The following is a 20,874-nucleotide window of genomic DNA, read 5'->3' as shown; positions in this document are numbered from 1 at the left end:
CCGGCGATGGTGAGAAACCGGCAGAACGCAGTTTGTTAAATGGACCACTGAGGGCGCAGTCAAAGGCCGGGCTTTTTAAATGAAAAGCGGACCGAGTATTCTGCGACGTGAGGGCATACGTCAGTTGCCGGAAATATGATAGTATTTCGTCGAGTGCGGGAAAACTCCCGAATCAAGGTGGCACCGCGGATTTCGTAATTGACATCCGTCCTTGACAGATATGTCTTGGACGGATTTTTTCATGCGGAGATTACCGCTAAGCGATAAAGGAGAACGACAAATGTACAAACCAACCTTAGAAGAAGCAAGGAACATGGCGGGCGGCTACCGCTGCATCCCCGTCAGCCGAAAGATTTTTTCCGACATTGCGACACCCATTCAGGTGCTGAGGATTCTCAAATCAGTCAGCAGGCACTGTTATATGCTGGAAAGCCTGGAGGATGCGGATAAATGGGGCCGCTATACTTTTCTGGGGTACGACCCCAAGCTGGAACTGACCTGCACCGACGGAACGGTACGCATCAACTCGGGGACCGAGGTGACGGTGGAAAACAGCAGCCCGGATACCTATATTCGAAAGATTATTGAAGAGAACAAAAGCCCGAGACTGGAGTATCTGCCGTCCTTTACCGGCGGTCTGGTGGGCTACTTCTCCTATGATTATATCAAATACAGTGAGCCGTCTCTGAACCTGGACGCGAAGGACGAAGAAAACTTTAAGGACGTGGACCTGATGCTGTTCGATAAGGTCATCGCCTTTGACAACCTCAAACAGGAAATTATTCTCATGGTAAACGTGAGAACCGATGCCCTGGAGGAAAATTACCGCAAAGCGGAGATTGAACTGGAAGATATGGTCCGCCTGATTAAAACCGGAACCCCGGCTGATATTCCGCCGCTGACGCTGGATGGGGAATTCACGCCTCTGTTCAGTGAAAAGGAATACTGCGGAATGGTGGAAAAAGCCAGGGACTACATCTATGAAGGGGATATCTTCCAGGTAGTGCTTTCTAACCGGCTGGAAGTGAAAGCAGAGGGCAGCCTGCTGGATACTTACCGGGTGCTGCGAACCATGAATCCATCGCCGTACATGTTTTACTTCAGCAGCGACGATATAGAGATCGCCGGAGCATCGCCTGAGACTCTGGTCAAGCTGGAAGACGGCGTGCTCCATACCTTCCCGCTGGCAGGTACCAGGCCGAGGGGCGAATCGCCGGAAGAGGATCTTCGCCTGGAAAAAGAGATGCTGTCGGACCCCAAAGAGCTGGCGGAGCACAACATGCTGGTGGACCTGGGACGAAACGATCTGGGAAAGATCAGCCGCTTCGGCACCGTGGAGGTGGAGAAATACCTTTCCACAGAACGTTTCTCCCACGTGATGCACATCGGATCCACGGTAAAGGGGCAGATCCGCAGCGACTGCGCGGCCATCGACGCAGTGCGGGCAGTCCTGCCTGCGGGAACCCTTTCGGGAGCGCCCAAGATTCGGGCCTGTGAGATCATCAACGAACTGGAAGACAATAAGCGGGGCATCTATGGAGGAGCCATCGGGTACATCGATTTTACCGGGAACCTGGACACCTGCATCGCCATCCGCATTGCTTTCAAGAAGAATGGAAAAGTATTCATCCGTTCCGGGGCGGGCATCGTCGCAGACAGTGTACCGGAAAAGGAATATCAGGAATGTATCAACAAAGCCAAAGCGGTTGTGAAGGCGCTGGAACTGGCAGAAGGAGGATTGGATTGATGATTTTGCTTATTGATAACTACGACAGTTTTTCCTATAATCTTTATCAGCTGGTAGGCTCCATTGATCCGGACATCCGGGTCATCCGCAACGATGAAATGACCGTAGAGGAGATCCGACAGCTGGGACCTGAAAGGATCATCCTTTCGCCGGGGCCGGGAAGACCGGAAAACGCCGGCGTCTGCATGGAAGTGATAAAAGCTTTCGCCGGACAGGTGCCGATTCTGGGAGTGTGCCTGGGACATCAGGCCATCTGTCAAGTCTATGGAGCTGATATTACTTATGCTAAAGAGCTGATGCACGGTAAGCAGGATAATATCAAAGTAAACCAGAAATCGCTGTTGTTTCAGGGGATGCCGGCGATGATTCAGGGGGCCAGATACCACTCCCTGGCGGCAGCTGCGGACACAATTCCCGAGGAGCTGAGCATCACCGCTGTCACGGCGGACGGAGAGGTTATGGCCGTCAGCCACAGGCAGTACCCGGTATACGGCCTGCAGTTTCATCCCGAATCCATATTGACGCCGGAGGGCAAAACCATTTTAAAGAATTTTCTAGGAGGTAAACGATAAATGATTAGAGAAGCGATTGTAGACGTAGCGGCGGGAAAAAACCTGTCCTACGAGACTGCGGAGGCAGTCATGGACCAGATCATGGGCGGAGAGGCGTCCCAGATCCAGATGGCGGCTTTTCTCACAGCCATGTCCATGAAGGGAGAAACCATCGATGAGATCACTGCGTCGGCAGCGGGAATGCGAAAGCATTGCATCCGACTGCTTCACGATATGGATGTGCTGGAGATCGTGGGAACAGGGGGAGATCACGCCAGTACCTTTAACATTTCAACTACCTCGGCGCTGGTGGTTTCCGCAGCGGGCGTACCGGTGGCAAAGCATGGCAACCGAGCGGCTTCCAGCAAATGCGGAGCAGCCGATGTGCTGGAGGCTCTGGGCGTGGACATCACCGTTTCCCCAAAACGCAGCAGAGAAATTCTGGAGAGCATCGGCATCTGTTTCCTCTTTGCCCAGAACTATCACCTTTCCATGAAGTATGTGGCGCCGGTGAGAAAAGAGCTGGGGATTCGGACGATTTTCAATATCCTGGGACCGCTCACCAATCCGGCGGGGGCGAATATGCAGCTTTTAGGCGTCTATGAAGAGGAGCTGGTGGAGCCGATGGCGAAGGTGCTGGCCAATCTGGGCGTAAAAAACGCAATGGTAGTTTACGGTCAGGATGGACTGGATGAGCTTTCCATGAGCGCGCCGACCACAGTCTGCGAGGTCCGCAGCGGCAGCTATAAATCCTATGTACTCACTCCGGAAGATTTCGGCTTAAAAAGATGCGCCAAGGAAGATCTGACAGGCGGAACGCCGGAAGAGAACGCCCGCATCACCAGAGAGATTCTTTCCGGAGAGGCCGGACCGAAATCCGACGCGGTTATTCTCAACTCGGCGGCCGCCCTGTATGTGGCGGATGCTTCTCTGAGCCTGAAACAAGCCGCAGAAAAGGCCAGGAACGTGATCCGCAGCGGCAAAGCCCTGGCGCAGCTGGATGAATTCGTTGTGCTTTCCCGTGAGGTGACAGCATGATTCTGGATAAAATCGCGGAAAGAACCCGCCTGCGGATCGAAGAAGAAAAAGAACGGATTTCGGAAACCCAGATGAGAGAAATGGCGTTGGGCATGGATACGGGCAAGGGCAGGCCGCTGGAACGGGCCTTTGCCGAGAAGGCCCTTTCCTTTATCTGTGAAGTAAAGAAAGCCTCTCCTTCAAAGGGCGTAATCGCAGAGGATTTTCCATATCTGCAAATCGCGAAGGAGTATGAAGATGCCGGGGCTGCGGCCATTTCAGTTCTTACGGAACCATATTTCTTTCAGGGAAAGGATTCCTATCTGACAGAAATCGCGGAGCATGTCAGCATACCGGTGCTGCGCAAGGATTTTGTTCTGGAAGCCTATCAGATCTACCAGGCGCGGATCATCGGCGCTTCGGCGGTGCTGCTGATCTGCTCCCTTCTGGATAAGGTCAAGCTGAAAACCTTCGTTGCCATTGCTCAGCGTCTGGGGCTGTCGCCCCTTGTTGAGGCCCATTCGGAAGAAGAAATCGCCATGGCGCTGGAATCAGGGACGGAGATCATAGGCGTAAACAACCGCGACCTGAAAACCTTTGAGGTGGATATCGCCAACAGCGCCAGACTGCGCAGGCTGGTGCCGGACGATCTGTTCTTTGTCTCTGAGAGCGGTATCCGAACGTCGGAGGACATAAGGAGACTGAGAGAAGACGGAGTGAACGCGGTGTTGATCGGAGAGACTCTGATGCGCAGCGGGGATAAAAAGGCGGCGCTGGCGGAGCTGAGAGGCGGGCAGCGATGACAAAGATTAAGATATGCGGTCTGACGCGGCAGCAGGATATTGATTTTGTCAATGAGGCCGGTCCCGATTACGCGGGATTCGTATTCGCAGAGAGCAGACGCCAGGTTGACGCGGATCAGGCATCGGTCCTGCGAAAGCGTCTGGCAGGGGGGATTCAGGCGGTCGGCGTCTTTGTCAATGCCCCCGGGGAGCAGATTTTGGATATCTGCCAGAGGGGGATCATCGACTGGGTGCAGCTCCACGGAAATGAAGATCACGCCTATATCACGGAGCTGCGCAGGAATACCGACAAACCGCTGATTAAGGCCGTCAGCATGAGCAGACCCTTTGACCCCGGAGAGCTGAAGATGCTGGATGTTGATTACTTCCTGTTTGACCAGGGGGGCGGCGGCAGCGGACGGACCTTTGACTGGAGTCGCATTCCGCAGCTGGGAAAGCCCTTTTTCCTGGCAGGAGGGCTGGGGCCGGACAATTTGACTCAGGCCGTCCGCAGGGTGCGGCCCTTTGCCGTGGATCTGTCCAGCGGCGTGGAGACCGATGGGGTGAAGGACAGAGAAAAAATATTAGAGGCAGTTAGGAGCGTTAGAAATGAATAAAGGCAGATACGGCGTTCATGGAGGGCAGTACATTCCGGAAACCCTGATGAATGAGATCATAAACCTGGAAAAAAGCTATGAATTTTATAAAAATGACCCTCAGTTCAACCGGGAGCTGGAGGACCTTTTAAACAATTATGCCGGAAGACCCTCTCTTCTGTATTACGCGGAGAAGATGACAAAGGACCTGGGAGGAGCCAAAATCTATCTTAAAAGAGAGGATTTGAACCATACCGGTTCCCATAAGATCAACAATGTGCTGGGACAGGCGCTGCTGGCGAAAAAAATGGGCAAGACCAGAGTCATCGCGGAGACCGGAGCAGGACAGCACGGCGTGGCTACTGCCACAGCAGCAGCTCTTTTAGATCTGGAATGCGAAATCTTTATGGGAAAAGAGGATACGGACCGGCAGGCCCTGAACGTGTACCGAATGGAGCTGCTGGGAGCAAAGGTCCATCCGGTCACCAGCGGAACCCAGACCCTGAAGGACGCGGTCAACGAGACCATGCGGGAGTGGACCTCCAGAGTCCACGATACGCTGTACGTGCTGGGATCGGTCATGGGACCTCATCCTTTTCCGATGATTGTCCGTGATTTTCAAAGCGTCATCAGCCGGGAAGCCAGGGAGCAGATTTTGGAGGCCGAAGGAAAGCTTCCGGCAGCCGTCGTAGCCTGTGTGGGAGGCGGCAGCAACGCCATGGGCATGTTCTACAATTTTATTGAAGACGAGGATGTGCGTCTGATTGGCTGTGAGGCCGCGGGGCATGGGGTCAATACGGACATGAACGCAGCCACCATCGCTAACGGTGCTCCGGGAATTTTCCATGGCATGAAATCCTATTTCTGCCAGGATGAATATGGACAGATCGCGCCGGTTTATTCCATCTCCGCAGGACTGGATTACCCGGGGATCGGGCCGGAGCACGCGCATCTGCATGATATTGGAAGAGCCCAGTATGTTCCGGTGACCGATGAGGAGGCGGTGGATGCCTTTGAATATCTGGCCAGGACAGAAGGGATCATCTGCGCGGTGGAAAGCGCCCATGCGGTAGCCCATGTGCGCAAGCTCGCGCCGGAAATGAATCCGGATGAAAGCATCATTATCTGCCTTTCCGGCAGAGGAGACAAGGACGTGGCGGCAATTGCCAGATACAGGGGGGTGGATATCCATGAATAGAATACATACGGCCTTTGAAACGGGAAAAGCCTTTATCGGCTTTGTGACGGGAGGCGATCCGTCCATAGAAAAATCAGAAGAATTTATCCTGAAGATGGTCGAAGCGGGGGCCGATCTCATTGAAATCGGTATTCCCTTTTCCGATCCCATAGCGGAAGGCCCGGTGATCCAGGAAGCCAATTTGAGAGCGCTGGCGGCAGGCACGACAACGGACCGCCTCTTTGAGCTGGTGTCCTCCCTGCGCCAAAAGACCCAGGTCCCCATCGTATTTCTCACCTACCTGAACCCTGTTTTCAAGTATGGATACGAACGGTTTTTCGGACGCTGCCGGGACTGCGGGGTGGACGGCATCATCATACCGGATTTGCCATATGAAGAGAAAAGCGACGTGGCGGAGCACGCCGGAGCATGCGGTGTCGATATCATTTCTCTGATCGCCCCTACCTCTGAGGAACGAATCCGCCGGATCGCAGAAAACGCGACTGGTTTTCTCTATGTGGTATCTTCTTTAGGCGTGACCGGAATCCGCAGCGAGATCAAAACAGACCTGGATTCCATCATGAAAACTGTGCGCCAGTACAGCCAGGTGCCTGCTGCCGTAGGCTTTGGCATCAATACGCCAAAGCAGGCCAAAACCATATCCCGGATCGCGGACGGCGTTATCGTGGGCAGCGCCATCGTCAAGCTGTGCCAGCAATATGGGGACGATGCGGGCGGCCCCATTTATGACTACGTTAAGTCCATGAAAGAGGCAATTTTGGAAAAATAATGAAAATGCGGCATAAGCTGTCCTCCTGAAACGTATCCTGCTGATAGAGGAAAATTTTGATGGGTGCTCCATATAATATGTAGAGAAAAGTATGCTGTATACAAAATGGCGTATAATGCGACAAAATCCGCACAAAAGCATGGCAACTTCATCTGTTTTGTGGTAATATAATGCGTGTATGCGACTGAAAAAACTTTGGAAAGGAAGGTTTCAGAAATGAGTCAACAGAAAAAGCATTTGCAAAGTATCAGGGTAAGCCATGAGAAACACACCGCAGAGTGTGAAACTCAGGTAATGCCTATCCCTGATACTGTGTGCATTTCCATGTCTCAGCATATTGGAGCCCCGTGTAAGCCTTTAGTAAAAAAAGGCGATTACGTAAAAGTCGGGCAGCCAATTGGTGATACAGATGCCTTTGTGAGTGCTCCTATCCACTCAAGTGTTTCAGGAACTGTTACGGGAGTCGAAATGATTCGTTCCGTAGCGGGTGGAGAGGATCAAGCAATTGTAATCGAGACAGACAAAAAACAGGAGGCTTGGGAAGAAATAAAGCCCCCGACGGTAGAAAACAGAGAGGACTTTGTTAAAGCCGTGAGAGCCAGCGGAGCAGTCGGACTAGGAGGAGCCGCTTTCCCTACGCATATTAAGTACAATCCGCAAAATTTGGACGAAGTGGATACACTGATCGTTAACGGCGCGGAGTGCGAACCTTTTATCACATCCGACCACAGATTGATGCTGGAGAATACCCAGGACATCATCGACGGCGCTGTTTTAGTAATGGAGCAGCTGGGCCTGTCGAAGGGGTATATCGGCATTGAAGAAAATAAGCCGGACGCTATCGCGCTGCTGGACAAGATGCTGGCGGAGCAGAATCATCCGGAGATCAAGACAGTGACGCTGAGAGCCCGCTATCCACAGGGAGCTGAGCGCGTACTGGTATATGAGATCACGGGCAAAACCATGGATGCGGGCGTTCTGCCTGCGCAGCTGGGCGTGATACTCTCAAACGTAACGACTATCGCATTTATTGGACAATATTTTAAGACCGGTATGCCGCTGATTTCAAAGCGGATTACCGTAGATGGATCCGCTGTTGCCGACCCTAAGAACATTCTCGTTCCCATCGGTACCAGAATCGCGGATATCGTGGCTTTCTGCGGCGGATACAAAGCAGAGCCGAAGAAAATCCTGATGGGCGGCCCGATGATGGGCAGAGCCATCTACTCGGACAGAGTGCCTCTTGTAAAGAACAATAATGCCATTCTCGCTTTTGCGGGACCACAGTCTATCGTCGCTGAGGAAACAGGCTGCATCAACTGCGGACGCTGCCATAAAGCGTGTCCGTTCAAGCTGCTGCCGACCGCGTTCGCAGAAGCGTATGATAACAAAGACGCAGAAAGACTGAACGCGCTGCAGGTTAATCAGTGTATGGAATGCGGAAGCTGTGCTTACGTGTGCCCGGCCAAAAGACCGCTGGGATTCATCAATAAGCTGAGTAAGGCATTAGTAAAAGAGGAGGCGAGCAAATAATGGAAAGACAATATCACGATAATCTTATCGTATCCTCGGCGCCTCACATGGTCTCACCGGTGGACACCACCAAAGTCATGGGGACCGTTCTCCTTGCTTTGGCGCCGGCGTTTTTAGTGGGAATTTATCAATTCGGATACAGAGCGGCGGTCATGACCATCGTGTGCATCATTGCCTGCGTTGCGTTTGAATGGCTGTTTAACGCTGCTTTAAAGAGAAAACAGACTGTGAGCGATCTCAGTGCGGCTCTTACCGGCGTGCTGATCGCCTTTAACGTTCCGTCCAGCCTGCCTTATTGGATGGCTGTTATCGGATGCTTCGTTGCAATCGTAATCGTAAAACAGGTATTCGGAGGAATTGGGCAGAATCTGGTAAACCCTGCGGTAACAGCCAGAATTGTTCTCTTTATCTCCTTTGCCACGGAAATGACCACCTGGCCCATTCCAAGGGGCGCGGGCGCGGTTGACGCGACGACGGGGCCGACTCCTCTGGGAATCCTTTCGGAAGGCGGCGGCAAACTGCCGTCCAATCTGGATATGTTCCTGGGCAACATCGGCGGCTGTATCGGTGAAGTGAGCGCGCTGGCCCTTCTCATCGGCGGCATCTTCCTGATCTGGACAAAAGTAATTTCCCCGATCATTCCGGTATGCTTCTTAGGCACAGTATTCGTACTGGCCCTGATCATTCCGGGACAGGATCCGATCTTCCACCTGTGTGCGGGCGGACTGATGCTGGGCGCTTTCTTCTGCGCTACGGACTACGTTACTTCTCCGATCATGCCTATGGGAAAGGTGATCTTCGGTATCGGATGCGGAATCTTTACGATCCTGATTCGTGTATACGGGTCTTATCCGGAAGGTGTTTCATTTGCGATCCTGCTGATGAATATCCTCACTCCGCATATTGACAATTTCTGCATCAGCAGAGCGTATAAAAAAGGAGGCGGCAAATAAAGATGAAGGATAGAACTTTTAAGACGACAATCGCCCCTGCTTTGGTACTGGTAATCATCTGCCTGGTAATAACGGCTGCTTTGGCGGGGACTTACAGCGTTGCCAGCCCGATCATCGAGAAGAACGCACAGAAGACGGCTGACGAAGCCCGTGCCAAGGTGCTCCCTGCCGGTGACAGCTTTACGCAGTACGACGGCAAGCTGGTGGAAGGCGTTACGGAGTGCTATTTCGCTGATAATAAAGCAGGAATGGCTGTGACTGCTACATATAAAAGCTTTGGCGGCACGCTGACCGCCATGGTCGGAGTGGATCAGGACGGAAAAGTAACCGGCGTGACGGTAACGGAGCATGCCGATACTCCGGGTCTGGGAACAAAGGCCATGGATGTGGAGTATCTGAAACAGTACGGCGGTGTTGACGCGGCGCCGGAAGAGAATATCAAAAACGACGCTAATATCGACCAGATCGTAGGCGCTACGATTTCTTCCAACGCTATCTACCATACTGTACAGGAAGCACTGCAGCAGTTTAAAGAATGCGGAGGTGTGAAATAATGAATAAATTAGCGATCGTAACAAAAGGTATTATAAAAGAAAACCCGGTATTGGTACTGCTCCTGGGAACCTGCCCGACGCTGGCGGTAACCACCAGCGCCATCAACGGCCTGGGAATGGGCGTTTCGGCCATGGTCGTGCTGATCTGCTCCAATATTGTAATTTCCATATTGAAGAAGGTAATTCCCAGCACGGTGCGTATTCCGTGCTACATAGTTGTAATCGCGGGATTTGTAACAGTGGTTCAGCTGATGCTGAAGGCATACCTTCCGGATCTTGATAAGTCGCTGGGGCTGTTCATACCCCTGATCGTAGTAAACTGTATCATTCTCGGCAGAGCAGAAATGTTCGCCAGCAAGAACACAATTGTGGATTCGGCGCTGGACGGCCTGGGAATGGGCATCGGTTTTACCCTGGCGCTGGGCGTTATGGGACTCATCAGAGAACTGCTGGGAAGCGGAACTGTTTTTGGAATTGCCATTACGGCCGGTCATATCACTCCGATGGGCATCTTTATGCTTGCTCCGGGAGGTTTCTTCGTATATGCGATCCTGATCGCGGCCATTAACTGGGCCAGCAACGGAAGAGCAATCAAGAAGAAGGAATTTAGCTGCGAAGGCTGTGCGATGGCCGATTCGTGCGGAGGCAGCTGTGAGAAAAAGGAGGCTAACGCATAATGAAAGAGATAATTGTAATTATGATGACGGTTATCCTTGTAGATAACTTTGTATTGTCTCAGTTCCTGGGTATCTGTCCGTTCCTGGGCGTATCCAAAAAGATGGATTCGGCCACAGGCATGGGCATTGCCGTAACCTTTGTAATGGTGCTGGCTACAGCTGCTACCTGGCCGATTCAGAAGTTTCTTCTGGACGCCTATGGCATCGGATATCTGCAGACAGTCGTGTTCATTCTGGTTATCGCCGCGCTGGTACAGCTGGTGGAGATGACACTGAAAAAATATATGCCGCCTCTTTATAAATCACTGGGCGTATTCCTGCCGCTGATTACGACGAACTGCGCGGTTCTGGGTGTAACGATCATGAACATTGATGACAGTCTAGGCTATATTCAGTCCCTGTTCAACGCGCTGGGCGCCGGAATCGGTTTCCTGCTGGCCATGGTGCTGTTCGCAGGACTGAGAGGAAAACTGGAAAATTGTAAACTGGTACCCGTGGCATTCCAGGGGGTACCGATCACACTGGTTACTGCGTCCATTCTGTCCCTGTCCTTTATGGGATTCTCCGGCGTAGTAGAAGGCTTATTTGCGTAAGGAGGGATACAAGATGTTAATACCTATAGGTATCGTAGTAGTCATTGGCCTTATAGCCGGTATCATTCTTACCATTGCCTCAAAGCTAATGTATGTACCGGTGGATCAGCTGGTAGGCGAGGTCAGAGACCAGCTTCCGGGCGCCAACTGCGGAGCCTGCGGATTCAACGGCTGTGACGACTATGCGGCAGCATTGGCAGAAGATAAAGGCGAATCGATCAGCATAACGGCATGCCCTGTGGGCGGCGCGGATCTGGCGAAGACGCTGTCAACCGTACTGGGCGTAGAGGCAGGAGCGGTTGAACCGCAAGTTGCCGTAGTAATGTGCAGCGGAAACGCGGAAGTTGCCAAGACCATCATGAAGCAGGAAAATATTTATACCTGCAAAGGCGCCAACCAGCTGTACGGCGGACAGTGGGCCTGCACCTCCGGGTGCCTGGGACTGGGCGACTGCACAGTTGTGTGCGACTTTGACGCCATTCATGTAGTGGACGGCCTTGCCCGTGTTGACAGAAATAAATGTGTCGGCTGTGGAAAATGCGAAAAGGTATGTCCGAAACATATTATCCAGATTCGCGACAAAAAAAATCTGGTATACGTGGCATGTCAATCCAACAGTCCGGGCGCGCAGACCAGAAAACGCTGTGCCGTGGGGTGCATCGGCTGTATGAAGTGCCAGAAGGCATGTAAGTTTGATGCCATATTCGTAGAGAACAACCTGGCAAGAGTAGACTTTGACAAATGTAAGAACTGCGGTCTCTGCGAAAAAGAATGTCCGACCGGCGCCATCGTCAACCTGAGACCAAAGAAAAAGGCTGTGCCGAAGAAGACGGAAGAAAAGACGGAAGCGGTTAACGCTTAATCAATCGAAAGACAATATTAAAAAGCCCGATTTAGTCGGGCTTTTTGCTATTTTTGGCGCGTCCGGTCGCGGCATAAAGCGAAGCCGGGAGCTTTTTCAAAATGAGATGGGTGATGATTCCGATGAGAATGCCGCTGATAATTCCCGAAAACAAAAGCACCGGAAAGTAAAAGAAAAGCTTAATGGTGGAAACGAGAAAAGCGGCGGTAAGCAGTTGTCCCAGGTTATGGGCCACACCGCCGGCCATGCTGATGCCGACTGTGGAAAAGAGGCCCGTCTTTTTCAGAAGGTACATGACCGCCAGGCTGAGAAGTCCGCCGGCCAGAGAGTAGAGGGCGCCGAAAAGCCCGTTGAATAGAAGCCCTGCCACCAGAATTCGGATCACGTTGATGGCCAGCGTATAGCCGAAACCCAGGATGTACAGCGAAACCAGGATCACTAGATTGGCGATGCCCAGTTTGATGCCCGGAATCCCTATACTGAAAGGGATGAGAGCTTCAATATAGGAAAAGATCAGCGCCAGAGCCGCCATCATGGAGGCCAGAGCTATTTTATATGCAGTTGTCTGTCCGCTTTTGCCTGTCATAATATAAATCCCTTACCTATCTTGAAATCGCGTCGTATTCCTGATTTTCGCCCTCAATCTCAATGACAATTTTATTGGGCAGGCATACGATGCTTTGTGATGTTTTGGTGATTTTTCCCTGATGAACGCAGTCCTGACCCTTGCAATCGGAAAAGGTCATTGAAACCGCACCGTCTTTTATGGTAATCTTATTAGTATGGTTATCCTTGTCAACAGTCACAGTCCGGTCCTCGGCCAGGCTATAGGTGGCGTACTCTTCTCCGGCGACGGTGATGCGGACCATTTGCCCGCTCTCTTCTCCGGCAGAAAGAGCATAAGAAGCCGCAAGACCGAGCACAATCAATATGACTGCCAGGATGATATCTGCTTTGCGAATCATTTTAACTCCTTGGAGGTATTGCTATATATGAAACTTAAAAAAACGATTTTACTGCTTGTACTTTGCATGTGTATCATTATACCACAAACCGGATGCGGAAGCGAAGAGCCTGTTTCAGAAAACCAGTTCTGTCTGGACACGATCTGCCGGATCACGGTCTACGATATGAAAAAGTCCCAGGCAGAGGATGTGATCGCCCAGGCTTTTGACTGCATCAAACAATATGAAGATATGCTGAGCAAAACGGTGAAGGGCAGCGACGTATATCGGATTAATGAAGCCGGAGGCAAGCCGGTATCGGTGAGCAGGCAAACCCTGGAGGTTATCGAAAAGGGGCTTGAATACGGAAATCTTTCCGACGGTATGTTTGACATAACCATAGGCGCTGTTACCGATCTCTGGGATTTTACCGGTGATAATCCGCAGGTGCCGGATGCCGACAAGCTGAAAGAAGCGGTGAAAACCGTTGACTATAAAAAAGTCAGGATAGAGGGCGATAAGGTTCAGCTGAAAAATCCTGCCGCGCGCCTGGATCTGGGTGGTATCGCTAAGGGATATATCGCCGACAGAGTTACGGAAGTGATGGAAAAAGCCGGCGCGGAAAAAGCAATCATCAATCTCGGGGGGAATATCGTGACCATCGGGGAAAAGGGGGACGGACAGCCCTGGAAGATCGGGGTGGAGCGTCCGTATTCCGACCGCAGCGAGATTCTCGGATCCGTGGAGATGAGCGATGGAACGATCGTTACCTCGGGAGTCTACGAACGGTATTTCGAGTCGGGAGGAAAGCTCTATCATCACGTATTAAGCCCTGAGACCGGTTATCCCATTGAAAACAATCTGGATGCGGTATCCATCAAGGGACAGAAAGGTCAGTCGGCGGATTGCGATGTTCTGGGAACGGTCTGCCTGATGCTGGGAACAGAAAAGAGCAGGGAGCTTCTAAAGGGTATGGATGGCATTCAGGCGGCCTTTGTCGATAAGGACGATGCCATAACAGAGGTGAACGGTATGAAGATCGTGCCGGAAAAATAAGGAGGACGAATGACAAGGATTCATAGGAGCAAGGGATTTTTATACAAAAACCGCTATATCTTTCTGGCATTTTTCGTGCCTTTTCTGCTGATGCTGCTGGCCTTTGCCAGCATGGATTTCTTTCCCTTCGGGGAAAATCAGGCGGCTGTCATAGACATGTACCATCAGTATTACCCATTCATCAGTGAACTGCACGATAAGCTGCAAAGCGGAGGCAGCCTCCTGTACAGCTGGGACGGAGGGCTGGGGAGCAATTTTCTGACGCTCCTTTCCTATTATGCGGCAAGCCCCCTGTATTTTTTGACCATACTGGTGCCGAACGCTTATCTGATGGAAGCGGTGACGCTGATTATTCTCATTAAGATCGGACTGGCAGGAGCATTTATGGCCGTCTACCTGAGGGGTATGCACAAGAGATGCGATTTTTCCACTGTAGCGTTTTCCGCTCTGTATGCCCTGTGCGCCTACGTAATGGGATACTACTGGTGCCTCATGTGGCTGGACGTGGTGGCGCTGCTGCCTCTGTGCATGCTGGGACTCAACCGGCTTATCGACCGGGGCGATTTTAAGCTGTACACCATTTCGCTGGCAGCCATGATGATTACCAATTATTATATAGGCGGCATGGTCTGCATCTTTATCCTCTTTTATTATCCGATTCTGTATTTTTCCAGAATCAGGAAGAGGGGGATTGCAGGATGCGCACGCATAACAGGCAAGGCGGTGCTGTGTTCGGTAACGGGTATCCTAATTTCCGGGGTTACGCTGCTGCCGACCTTCCTCAATATGCAGAATACTTATTATATTGATTCTCAGATGCCCACAGATTCGACCTTTTACACTCCGCTGATGGATATAATCACCAACCTGCTTCCGCAAACCCAGCTGACGGTCCGGGAGGGACTTCCCAATATCTATTGCGGACTGATCGCTGTGATGATGCTTGTCTTTTTCCTGCTGGCAAAGAGCATACCACTGCGGAAAAAGCTGCTCAACTGTGTATTCCTGGCATTTCTGGTTCTCAGCCTCAATTGGAACAAGCTGGACTTTATGTGGCACGGGTTTCATTTTCCCAATCAACTGCCTTTCCGCTACTCCTTTGTCGTTTCCTTCCTGCTGATCGCCCTGGCGTATGAAGCCTTTACTCTTTTCCGGGAGATCTCCTTTACACAGATAGCAGGCGTGACGGCGGGGATCTGTGGATATGTGATCCTGGCGCAGAAGCTGTATAAGGATGATTTTTCACCGGAATTTGCTTATGTATGCCTGCTGCTGCTCTTTGCTTACGCCGCTTTTCTGGCTGTTTACAGGACGGGAAAATTCAATCAGACCCTCATGTGCTTTGTGCTGCTGGTGATCGTAGGCGGGGAACTGATGAACCATACGGCCCTCGGCGTTGAGAAGGTCAGCTACACCAACAGGGCTGAATATTTTGCGGAAAGTCAGGATGTGCGTCAGCTGGCAGCGGAAATGAGAAAAAAAGACAAGAGCTTTTACCGGATGGAAGTGTCCAACCCGATTATTCTCAATTCGCCAATGCTGTACGACTATCCCGGAGTGTCGATGTTCTCTTCCACCGTCAATGGTGATGTTTCCTACTTTATGGAGCATATTGGCCTGGAGGCCAAGGATGTGAAGAACCGATACAATTACGTGATGACCACTCCGGTAGCCAACGCTATGCTCAACGTCAAATACCTGATGGGCAGGGGCGTTCCCATCGAGGGCGAGGACGCGCTGGCTTTGGTGGGGGGAAAAGAAACCTCAACGCTGTACGAAAACAGGTACGATTTGTCCATCGGTTACATGGTGGATATGGCGGCGGCCGAAAACTGGGACTACAATCAGGAAAACCCCTTCCTGGTACTCAACGATTTTGTAAAAACCGCAACCGGATCCGATACGGATATTTTCCACTCGGTCGGCGGGCCCCTGATGATGGGAAGCGGTGTGTCGCTTGGAACTTATGAAAACGGACAGATCAGTTGTACGGCCGGGACCGGTGAGGAAAGCCCGACGGCGACGCTGACCTTCACCTCGCCGCAGGAGCAGCAAGTATACGTGTACGTGGAAACCGACGGCGCTGAAACCATTTCAGCCAAAAGGGAGAATGGGCAGCAGGTGGATCTGCGGGAAGACTGCGGCGCTGTTGTAAGCGTGGGGAAATGTGCGGCCGGTGAAACGATCGATATCAATATTCAGTATGAGGACGGTCAGGCCGGGGCCATCACAGCCTTTGCCTACGGCATGGATATGGCAGCCTGGGATCAGGCCTATGCCCTTCTGGATGATGAGACTCTGCAGGTTGCAAACCACAGCGACACGAAAATTGAAGGTACCATCGACGTGGAGGAAGACGGATATTTTGTTACTTCTATCCCATATGAAAAAGGCTGGACCATCGAGGTGGACGGCGAGAAGCGGGACCCTGAGACTCTGGGTAATGCGTTCTTAGCCATCCCTCTTGAGGCGGGGCATCATGAAATCCGCATGACTTATCTGCCGGATGGGTTTATTCCGGGGATTTTGCTGAGCCTGTGCGGAATCGGCATCCTGATTGCGCTGTGCTTTGTGAGAAAGCGCAGGGGTGAGACTATCGAGGCGTTCCCGCTTTCCGAGGCGGACGGCGGATTGGCGCCGGACGCGGACAAGCCTGAAATCAAGCCGGAGATTGCAGAGTTTGGTGAAGCAGCATCCCGAGGAGCGGAGCGCGGCCTGTGGCTATCAGGGCTGAAAAGAAGGCGGTTCCTGTGAGCAGGGGTAGGTGCGGAAGATCCGCCCTGCCGGAATCGACGAATAGAGCAAAGCTGGCTTTGTCGATGCTTTTTGGGTGACAGCTGCACAATGAAAAGTCACCCAAAAGGCAAATTGCTATTTTTATCAACACGCAGCAAAAAAACAAGTTCTTGTTGACCTTTTTTCAAGGATACAGAGCATGCCAACGCAGAAATTCGATCAGTATACGGTTTTGAGCAGGCTCAGTGACCCCAAACCTTGAAAATACATCAACAACAAAGTCGAAATGGATCCGTTGTTGAACAAATAGGGCATTATAGCCTCTCGCAGAAGGCTGCGCGATCTGAGAGTTTTCTGCCTGACCGTGTGCATTACCATTAAAAAAAGCAATCAGATGCGCTTTCGCATGCTGGTTGCCTAAAAGTCGGGTCCTTTTATAGGGTGATATAAGCCTTCGGCTCAGGCCGGGGCTTTTTTCTGCCGAAGCGATGCCGGTCCCACCCGGTCGGCAGAGGGAACATCAGTCTTTGAGATAAGTCTCCACAGTTTCCTGCGGAAGTCCAATGGCCTGCGCGATCTGATCCGCAGACATTCCGTTGGCAGACAGCGTTCGTATCATGCATTTTCGCTCCTGCTCACGCTGCATGAGCTCTCTGTCACGTTGTGTAAGCTCTTGTTTCTGCTGCATGAGTGCTTGTCTCTGCTCTGCGAGTTCCTTTTCATAGTCCTGTTGTTTCTGCGCCAATTGTGCCAATTCCGCTTCCAGGCGCTCGATGGATTCGTGCAGCTGCCGTTCCCGCCGTTCCGCGGACTTCTGTTTCAAAATGAACTTTTCTCTGGCAATGGCCTGCTCCCGGATGATCTCATCGGCCGTGGCTTTGCGCAGCAATTCGTCGGTCATGTCGATCTCCTTTCCGCCCTGCCTGCGAAGCTCTTCCAGATAAGCCTCCTGATCCGGTTCCCCGACATAACGGAGGTATTCCAGGTACCGTTCCAGTTCACACATTTGACTGACAGGCTTTGCCCTTCCCGGATTCACCTTGGGTAACTCCAGATAGTACAGCCCCGCCAGATCGGTTAATTGAAAGGCATCCCGGCGTTCCATGAACCAAAAATCAGTGGCGAACCGATCGGTTTCCTCGTGCAGGACAAAATCAATGATAAAGATGCAAATACTTTTTTTCATCATACCATATTTCTGTCCGGATTCCAAGGAGTCCCGGATCATCCCGCCCAGATAAAACAGATTGTGCGGGATAAAATCATCGTCATAGCACAGGTGAATTTCCAGGTCCAGCAGCTCGTGCCGATCGGTTTCCGCCTTAATGTCCAGGATGGATTCCTTCTGGGCTTCGAATTCCCGGGTATTAAAGGGATTCTTGTAATCGATTCGCCGGATCGGATCGTCCTTTCGATCCAAAATCAGATTGAGGACAGCGATCAAGGCTTGCTTGCACCGTTCGTCTTCCCGTCCGTAAACGGCTTTGAAGATAAGGTCGTTTTTTAATGTGAGTGCGATAGTAAGCACCTCCTTTCAAAGAATGGAAAATATTAACTGTAAATAATTGTAACACATATGGAATAAAATGTAAAATAGTTTTTGCACATTAAGAGAGAAATAACATTGTGAAAAAAATATCTTACGCTTTTTCGCAATAAAGCGCAAACGGAAAGATTTTTCATTGAATTTTAGTTTTTAAGGGAAGAAAGTGTTCCGAAATGACCTAAAAATACAGACAAAATAAGGAAAAGAAAGCAAGATAATACCGAAATTAGCCTAGACAAACCGCAAACATGACGGTAAAATGAAAAGCGTGAGAAGAAAAAGGACTTATAAAAATGGATAAAGTTGAGTAGAGAAAAAGCGTTAAACTAATAACGACGCACAGAAATACTCACAAAAAAACACACTCATTTCAAACACACTCTATTTAGGGAGGAAATTATGGACAATAAAGAATTATATCAAAAAATTGATGAAATCATTAATGCCCACGCAAGTGAAAAGCCGATCGTCGCCATATTGCAGGACATTCAGGAAGAATACAGATACCTGCCGCGCGAAGCTTTCGACTACCTGGCGGAAAAGCTGGGAGTCAGCATCGCAAAGATATATGGCATAGCCACATTCTATGAAAACTTCTCACTTTCACCGAAAGGGAAATATGTAATCAAAATCTGTGACGGCACGGCCTGTCACGTTCGGAAATCAATTCCGATTCTCGACGCGCTCAGAAAAGAACTGGGACTTTCAGGCGATAAGAAAACTACCGATGATCTCATGTATACGGTAGAGACTGTTTCATGTCTTGGCGCCTGCGGTCTGGCACCGGTTCTGACAGTAAACGATAAGGTATATCCGGCAATGACTCCGGAGAAGGCAGTTGACCTTCTTGCGGAATTAAAGTAGGAGGGAGCGTAAATCATGGTTATAGAGAACAGAGAAGCATTGAAAAAATCCAGAGAAGCGTTCCTTGCGCAGATCGATCATCAGACAAAAAAAATCTATGTCTGCGGCGGAACAGGCTGTGTAGCCGGCGGCTCTATGGAAATCTACGCAAAGCTGAAAGAGCTCATTGAAGCCAAAGGGCTGACTTGTCAGGTAGAGCTGGAAAAAGAAGAAGAAGGAAATCACATCGGACTGAAAAGGAGCGGATGCCACGGTTTCTGCGAAATGGGACCGCTGCTGAGAATCGAACCGGCAAAACTGCTGTACTTAAAGGTTTCCCTGGATGACTGCGAAGAAATCGTAGAAAAATCCATTGTTGGAGACGAAGTCATCGAAAGACTGATCTACAGCAGAGATGGCATCACATATCCGGTACAGGAAGAGATCCCTTTCTATAAAAATCAGAAAAGAATCGTACTGGAGGACTGCGGCCAGATCGACGCGGAATCCATTGAAGAATATATTGCTTACGGAGGCTACAGTTCCCTGGAAAAATGTCTTTTCGACATGACACAGGACGATATCATTAAGACGATTTATGACTCCAACCTGCGCGGCAGAGGAGGCGGCGGCTTCCCGGCAGGAAGAAAATGGACGCAGGTAAAGGCACAGAAAGACCCAATTAAATATGTGGTATGTAACGGTGACGAAGGAGACCCGGGTGCGTTCATGGATAGAAGCATCATGGAAGGAGACCCGCACAAGATGCTGGAAGGCATGATGATCGCAGGATATTCTTCCGGAGCAAAAGAAGGCTATATCTATGTAAGAGCGGAGTATCCGCTGGCTGTCCAGAGACTGGAAAAAGCCATTGCCGACTGTAAGAGATACGGCATTCTGGGCAAAAACATTTTAGGAACCGACTTTGAATTCGATGTACATATTGTCAAGGGCGCCGGCGCGTTCGTATGCGGAGAGGGCAGCGCACTGACTACTTCCATCGAAGGAGACCGGGGCATGCCAAGGGTAAAACCGCCGAGAACGGTTGAACACGGACTTTACGGCAAACCGACCCTTCTCAACAATGTAGAAACATTTGCCAACGTTCCCATCATTCTGCAGAAGGGCGCTGACTGGTACAAAACCATCGGTCCTGTAAAGAGTCCGGGAACCAAAGCTTTTGCTCTCACAGGAAACATTGTAAACACAGGTCTCATCGAAGTGCCGATGGGTACAACTTTGAGACATATCATATTCGACGTAGGCGGCGGCGTAAGAGGCGGCAAAAAGTTCAAGGCCGTTCAGATCGGAGGACCTTCCGGCGCTTGTCTGACCGAAGAACACCTGGATCTTCCGCTCGACTTCGACAGCCTGAAAAAAGCGGGCGCTATGATCGGCTCCGGCGGACTGGTTGTTATGGATGAAGATACCTGTATGGTAGAAGTAGCAAGATTCTTCATGAACTTCACCCAGAATGAATCCTGCGGCAAGTGCGTTCCCTGCAGAGAAGGAACGAGAAGAATGCTGGAAATTCTGGAACGCATCGTTGCGGGAAAAGGCGAACTGTCCGATCTGGATATGCTGGAAGAGCTGGCGGATACCATCACCTCCACGGCTCTGTGCGGCCTGGGAAAAACAGCTGCCAACCCGGTTGTTTCCACGCTGAAATATTTCAGAGACGAATATGTTGAACATATTGTAGATAAACACTGCAGAACAAAGAACTGCCAGGCTCTCAAAAAGATCTATATTGAAAAATATCACTGCAAGGGATGCAGCCTTTGCGCAAGAGTTTGTCCGGTGGATGCCATTTCCGGAAAACTCAAAGAACCGTTTGAAATTGATCAGAGCAAGTGCATCAAGTGCGGTGCCTGCATGAGTTCCTGCAAATTCAAGGCGATCAAGGAGGATTAATCA

The 20,874-nt window shown here is 50.9% G+C and carries 20 protein-coding genes; 17 read left to right on the top strand and 3 right to left on the bottom strand.

Features of this window, described 5'->3' with window-relative positions:
- Positions 1 to 280: 280 nt before the first annotated feature.
- The 13 genes from trpE (at position 281) to NE619_RS08470 (ending at position 11,832) form a co-directional block, all read left to right on the top strand.
- Entirely contained in the window at positions 281 to 1,747 is a 1,467-nt protein-coding gene (gene trpE / locus NE619_RS08530) for an anthranilate synthase component I (protein WP_256131992.1), read from the top strand.
- Positions 1,747 to 2,319, top strand: a complete 573-nt coding sequence (locus NE619_RS08525) for an anthranilate synthase component II (RefSeq protein ID WP_256131991.1) — start codon at positions 1,747 to 1,749, stop codon at positions 2,317 to 2,319. Before trpE ends, NE619_RS08525 begins: the two co-directional genes overlap by 1 nt.
- Entirely contained in the window at positions 2,320 to 3,336 is a 1,017-nt protein-coding gene (trpD, locus tag NE619_RS08520; RefSeq protein ID WP_256131990.1) for an anthranilate phosphoribosyltransferase, read from the top strand.
- A complete protein-coding gene (gene trpC, locus NE619_RS08515; RefSeq protein ID WP_256131989.1) occupies positions 3,333 to 4,118 on the top strand; it encodes an indole-3-glycerol phosphate synthase TrpC in 786 nt (261 codons plus the stop codon). Before trpD ends, trpC begins: the two co-directional genes overlap by 4 nt.
- Positions 4,115 to 4,714: a phosphoribosylanthranilate isomerase gene (locus NE619_RS08510; RefSeq protein WP_256131988.1), complete on the top strand. Its 600-nt coding sequence runs from the start codon at positions 4,115 to 4,117 to the stop codon at positions 4,712 to 4,714. The genes trpC and NE619_RS08510 overlap by 4 nt, the downstream gene beginning before the upstream one ends.
- The gene (trpB, locus tag NE619_RS08505; RefSeq protein ID WP_256131987.1) at positions 4,707 to 5,891 is read left to right on the top strand and encodes a tryptophan synthase subunit beta; all 1,185 of its coding nucleotides are present in this window, start codon (positions 4,707 to 4,709) and stop codon (positions 5,889 to 5,891) included. Before NE619_RS08510 ends, trpB begins: the two co-directional genes overlap by 8 nt.
- Positions 5,884 to 6,660, top strand: coding sequence for a tryptophan synthase subunit alpha (trpA, locus tag NE619_RS08500; RefSeq protein ID WP_256131986.1), 777 nt, complete (start codon positions 5,884 to 5,886; stop codon positions 6,658 to 6,660). The genes trpB and trpA overlap by 8 nt, the downstream gene beginning before the upstream one ends.
- Positions 6,661 to 6,876: 216 nt before the next feature.
- Positions 6,877 to 8,193: an electron transport complex subunit RsxC gene (gene rsxC / locus NE619_RS08495; protein ID WP_256131985.1), complete on the top strand. Its 1,317-nt coding sequence runs from the start codon at positions 6,877 to 6,879 to the stop codon at positions 8,191 to 8,193.
- On the top strand, positions 8,193 to 9,146 hold the full coding sequence (locus NE619_RS08490; protein ID WP_256131984.1) for an RnfABCDGE type electron transport complex subunit D: 954 nt from the start codon (positions 8,193 to 8,195) through the stop codon (positions 9,144 to 9,146). The genes rsxC and NE619_RS08490 overlap by 1 nt, the downstream gene beginning before the upstream one ends.
- Positions 9,147 to 9,148: 2 nt before the next feature.
- Positions 9,149 to 9,700 carry an FMN-binding protein gene (locus NE619_RS08485; protein ID WP_256131983.1) on the top strand — a complete coding sequence of 184 codons (552 nt, stop codon included), beginning with the start codon at positions 9,149 to 9,151 and terminating at the stop codon, positions 9,698 to 9,700.
- Positions 9,700 to 10,377 carry an electron transport complex subunit RsxE gene (gene rsxE, locus NE619_RS08480; protein ID WP_256131982.1) on the top strand — a complete coding sequence of 226 codons (678 nt, stop codon included), beginning with the start codon at positions 9,700 to 9,702 and terminating at the stop codon, positions 10,375 to 10,377. The genes NE619_RS08485 and rsxE overlap by 1 nt, the downstream gene beginning before the upstream one ends.
- A complete protein-coding gene (locus tag NE619_RS08475) occupies positions 10,377 to 10,970 on the top strand; it encodes an electron transport complex protein RnfA (RefSeq protein ID WP_256131981.1) in 594 nt (197 codons plus the stop codon). The genes rsxE and NE619_RS08475 overlap by 1 nt, the downstream gene beginning before the upstream one ends.
- Before the next feature lie 13 nt (positions 10,971 to 10,983).
- On the top strand, positions 10,984 to 11,832 hold the full coding sequence (locus NE619_RS08470; protein WP_256131980.1) for an RnfABCDGE type electron transport complex subunit B: 849 nt from the start codon (positions 10,984 to 10,986) through the stop codon (positions 11,830 to 11,832).
- Between the two features lie 31 nt (positions 11,833 to 11,863).
- Here the strand turns inward: NE619_RS08470 and NE619_RS08465 are convergent, their stop codons facing one another.
- Entirely contained in the window at positions 11,864 to 12,418 is a 555-nt protein-coding gene (locus tag NE619_RS08465) for a Gx transporter family protein (RefSeq protein ID WP_256131979.1), read from the bottom strand.
- Between the two features lie 16 nt (positions 12,419 to 12,434).
- Positions 12,435 to 12,797, bottom strand: a complete 363-nt coding sequence (locus NE619_RS08460) for a NusG domain II-containing protein (RefSeq protein WP_256131978.1) — start codon at positions 12,795 to 12,797, stop codon at positions 12,435 to 12,437.
- A 27-nt stretch (positions 12,798 to 12,824) separates the two neighbouring features.
- Between NE619_RS08460 and NE619_RS08455 the strand changes: the two genes are divergently transcribed.
- Both NE619_RS08455 and NE619_RS08450 read left to right on the top strand, forming a co-directional pair.
- Complete coding sequence (locus tag NE619_RS08455; protein ID WP_256131977.1) at positions 12,825 to 13,832, top strand: FAD:protein FMN transferase; 1,008 nt, start codon at positions 12,825 to 12,827, stop codon at positions 13,830 to 13,832.
- 9 nt (positions 13,833 to 13,841) lie between these two features.
- Complete coding sequence (locus tag NE619_RS08450; protein WP_256131976.1) at positions 13,842 to 16,586, top strand: YfhO family protein; 2,745 nt, start codon at positions 13,842 to 13,844, stop codon at positions 16,584 to 16,586.
- Positions 16,587 to 17,088: 502 nt separating this feature from the next.
- On the opposite strand, the gene NE619_RS08445 is transcribed toward NE619_RS08450, so the two are convergent.
- Positions 17,089 to 18,096, bottom strand: a complete 1,008-nt coding sequence (locus NE619_RS08445) for an Rpn family recombination-promoting nuclease/putative transposase (RefSeq protein ID WP_256131975.1) — start codon at positions 18,094 to 18,096, stop codon at positions 17,089 to 17,091.
- A gap of 417 nt (positions 18,097 to 18,513) precedes the next feature.
- Here NE619_RS08445 and NE619_RS08440 point away from each other — a divergent pair, with 417 nt between their 5' ends.
- Positions 18,514 to 18,978 carry a complex I 24 kDa subunit family protein gene (locus NE619_RS08440; RefSeq protein ID WP_256131974.1) on the top strand — a complete coding sequence of 155 codons (465 nt, stop codon included), beginning with the start codon at positions 18,514 to 18,516 and terminating at the stop codon, positions 18,976 to 18,978.
- 15 nt (positions 18,979 to 18,993) lie between these two features.
- A complete protein-coding gene (gene nuoF, locus NE619_RS08435; RefSeq protein WP_256131973.1) occupies positions 18,994 to 20,871 on the top strand; it encodes an NADH-quinone oxidoreductase subunit NuoF in 1,878 nt (625 codons plus the stop codon).
- The last annotated feature ends 3 nt before the right edge of the window (positions 20,872 to 20,874 follow it).

This window comes from Anaerovorax odorimutans (assembly GCF_024459955.1).
GTDB lineage: Bacteria > Bacillota > Clostridia > Peptostreptococcales > Anaerovoracaceae > Hominibacterium > Hominibacterium odorimutans_A.
The sequence above is the reverse complement of the archived record's forward strand: the minus strand, read 5'-3'. Positions and strand labels throughout refer to the sequence as shown.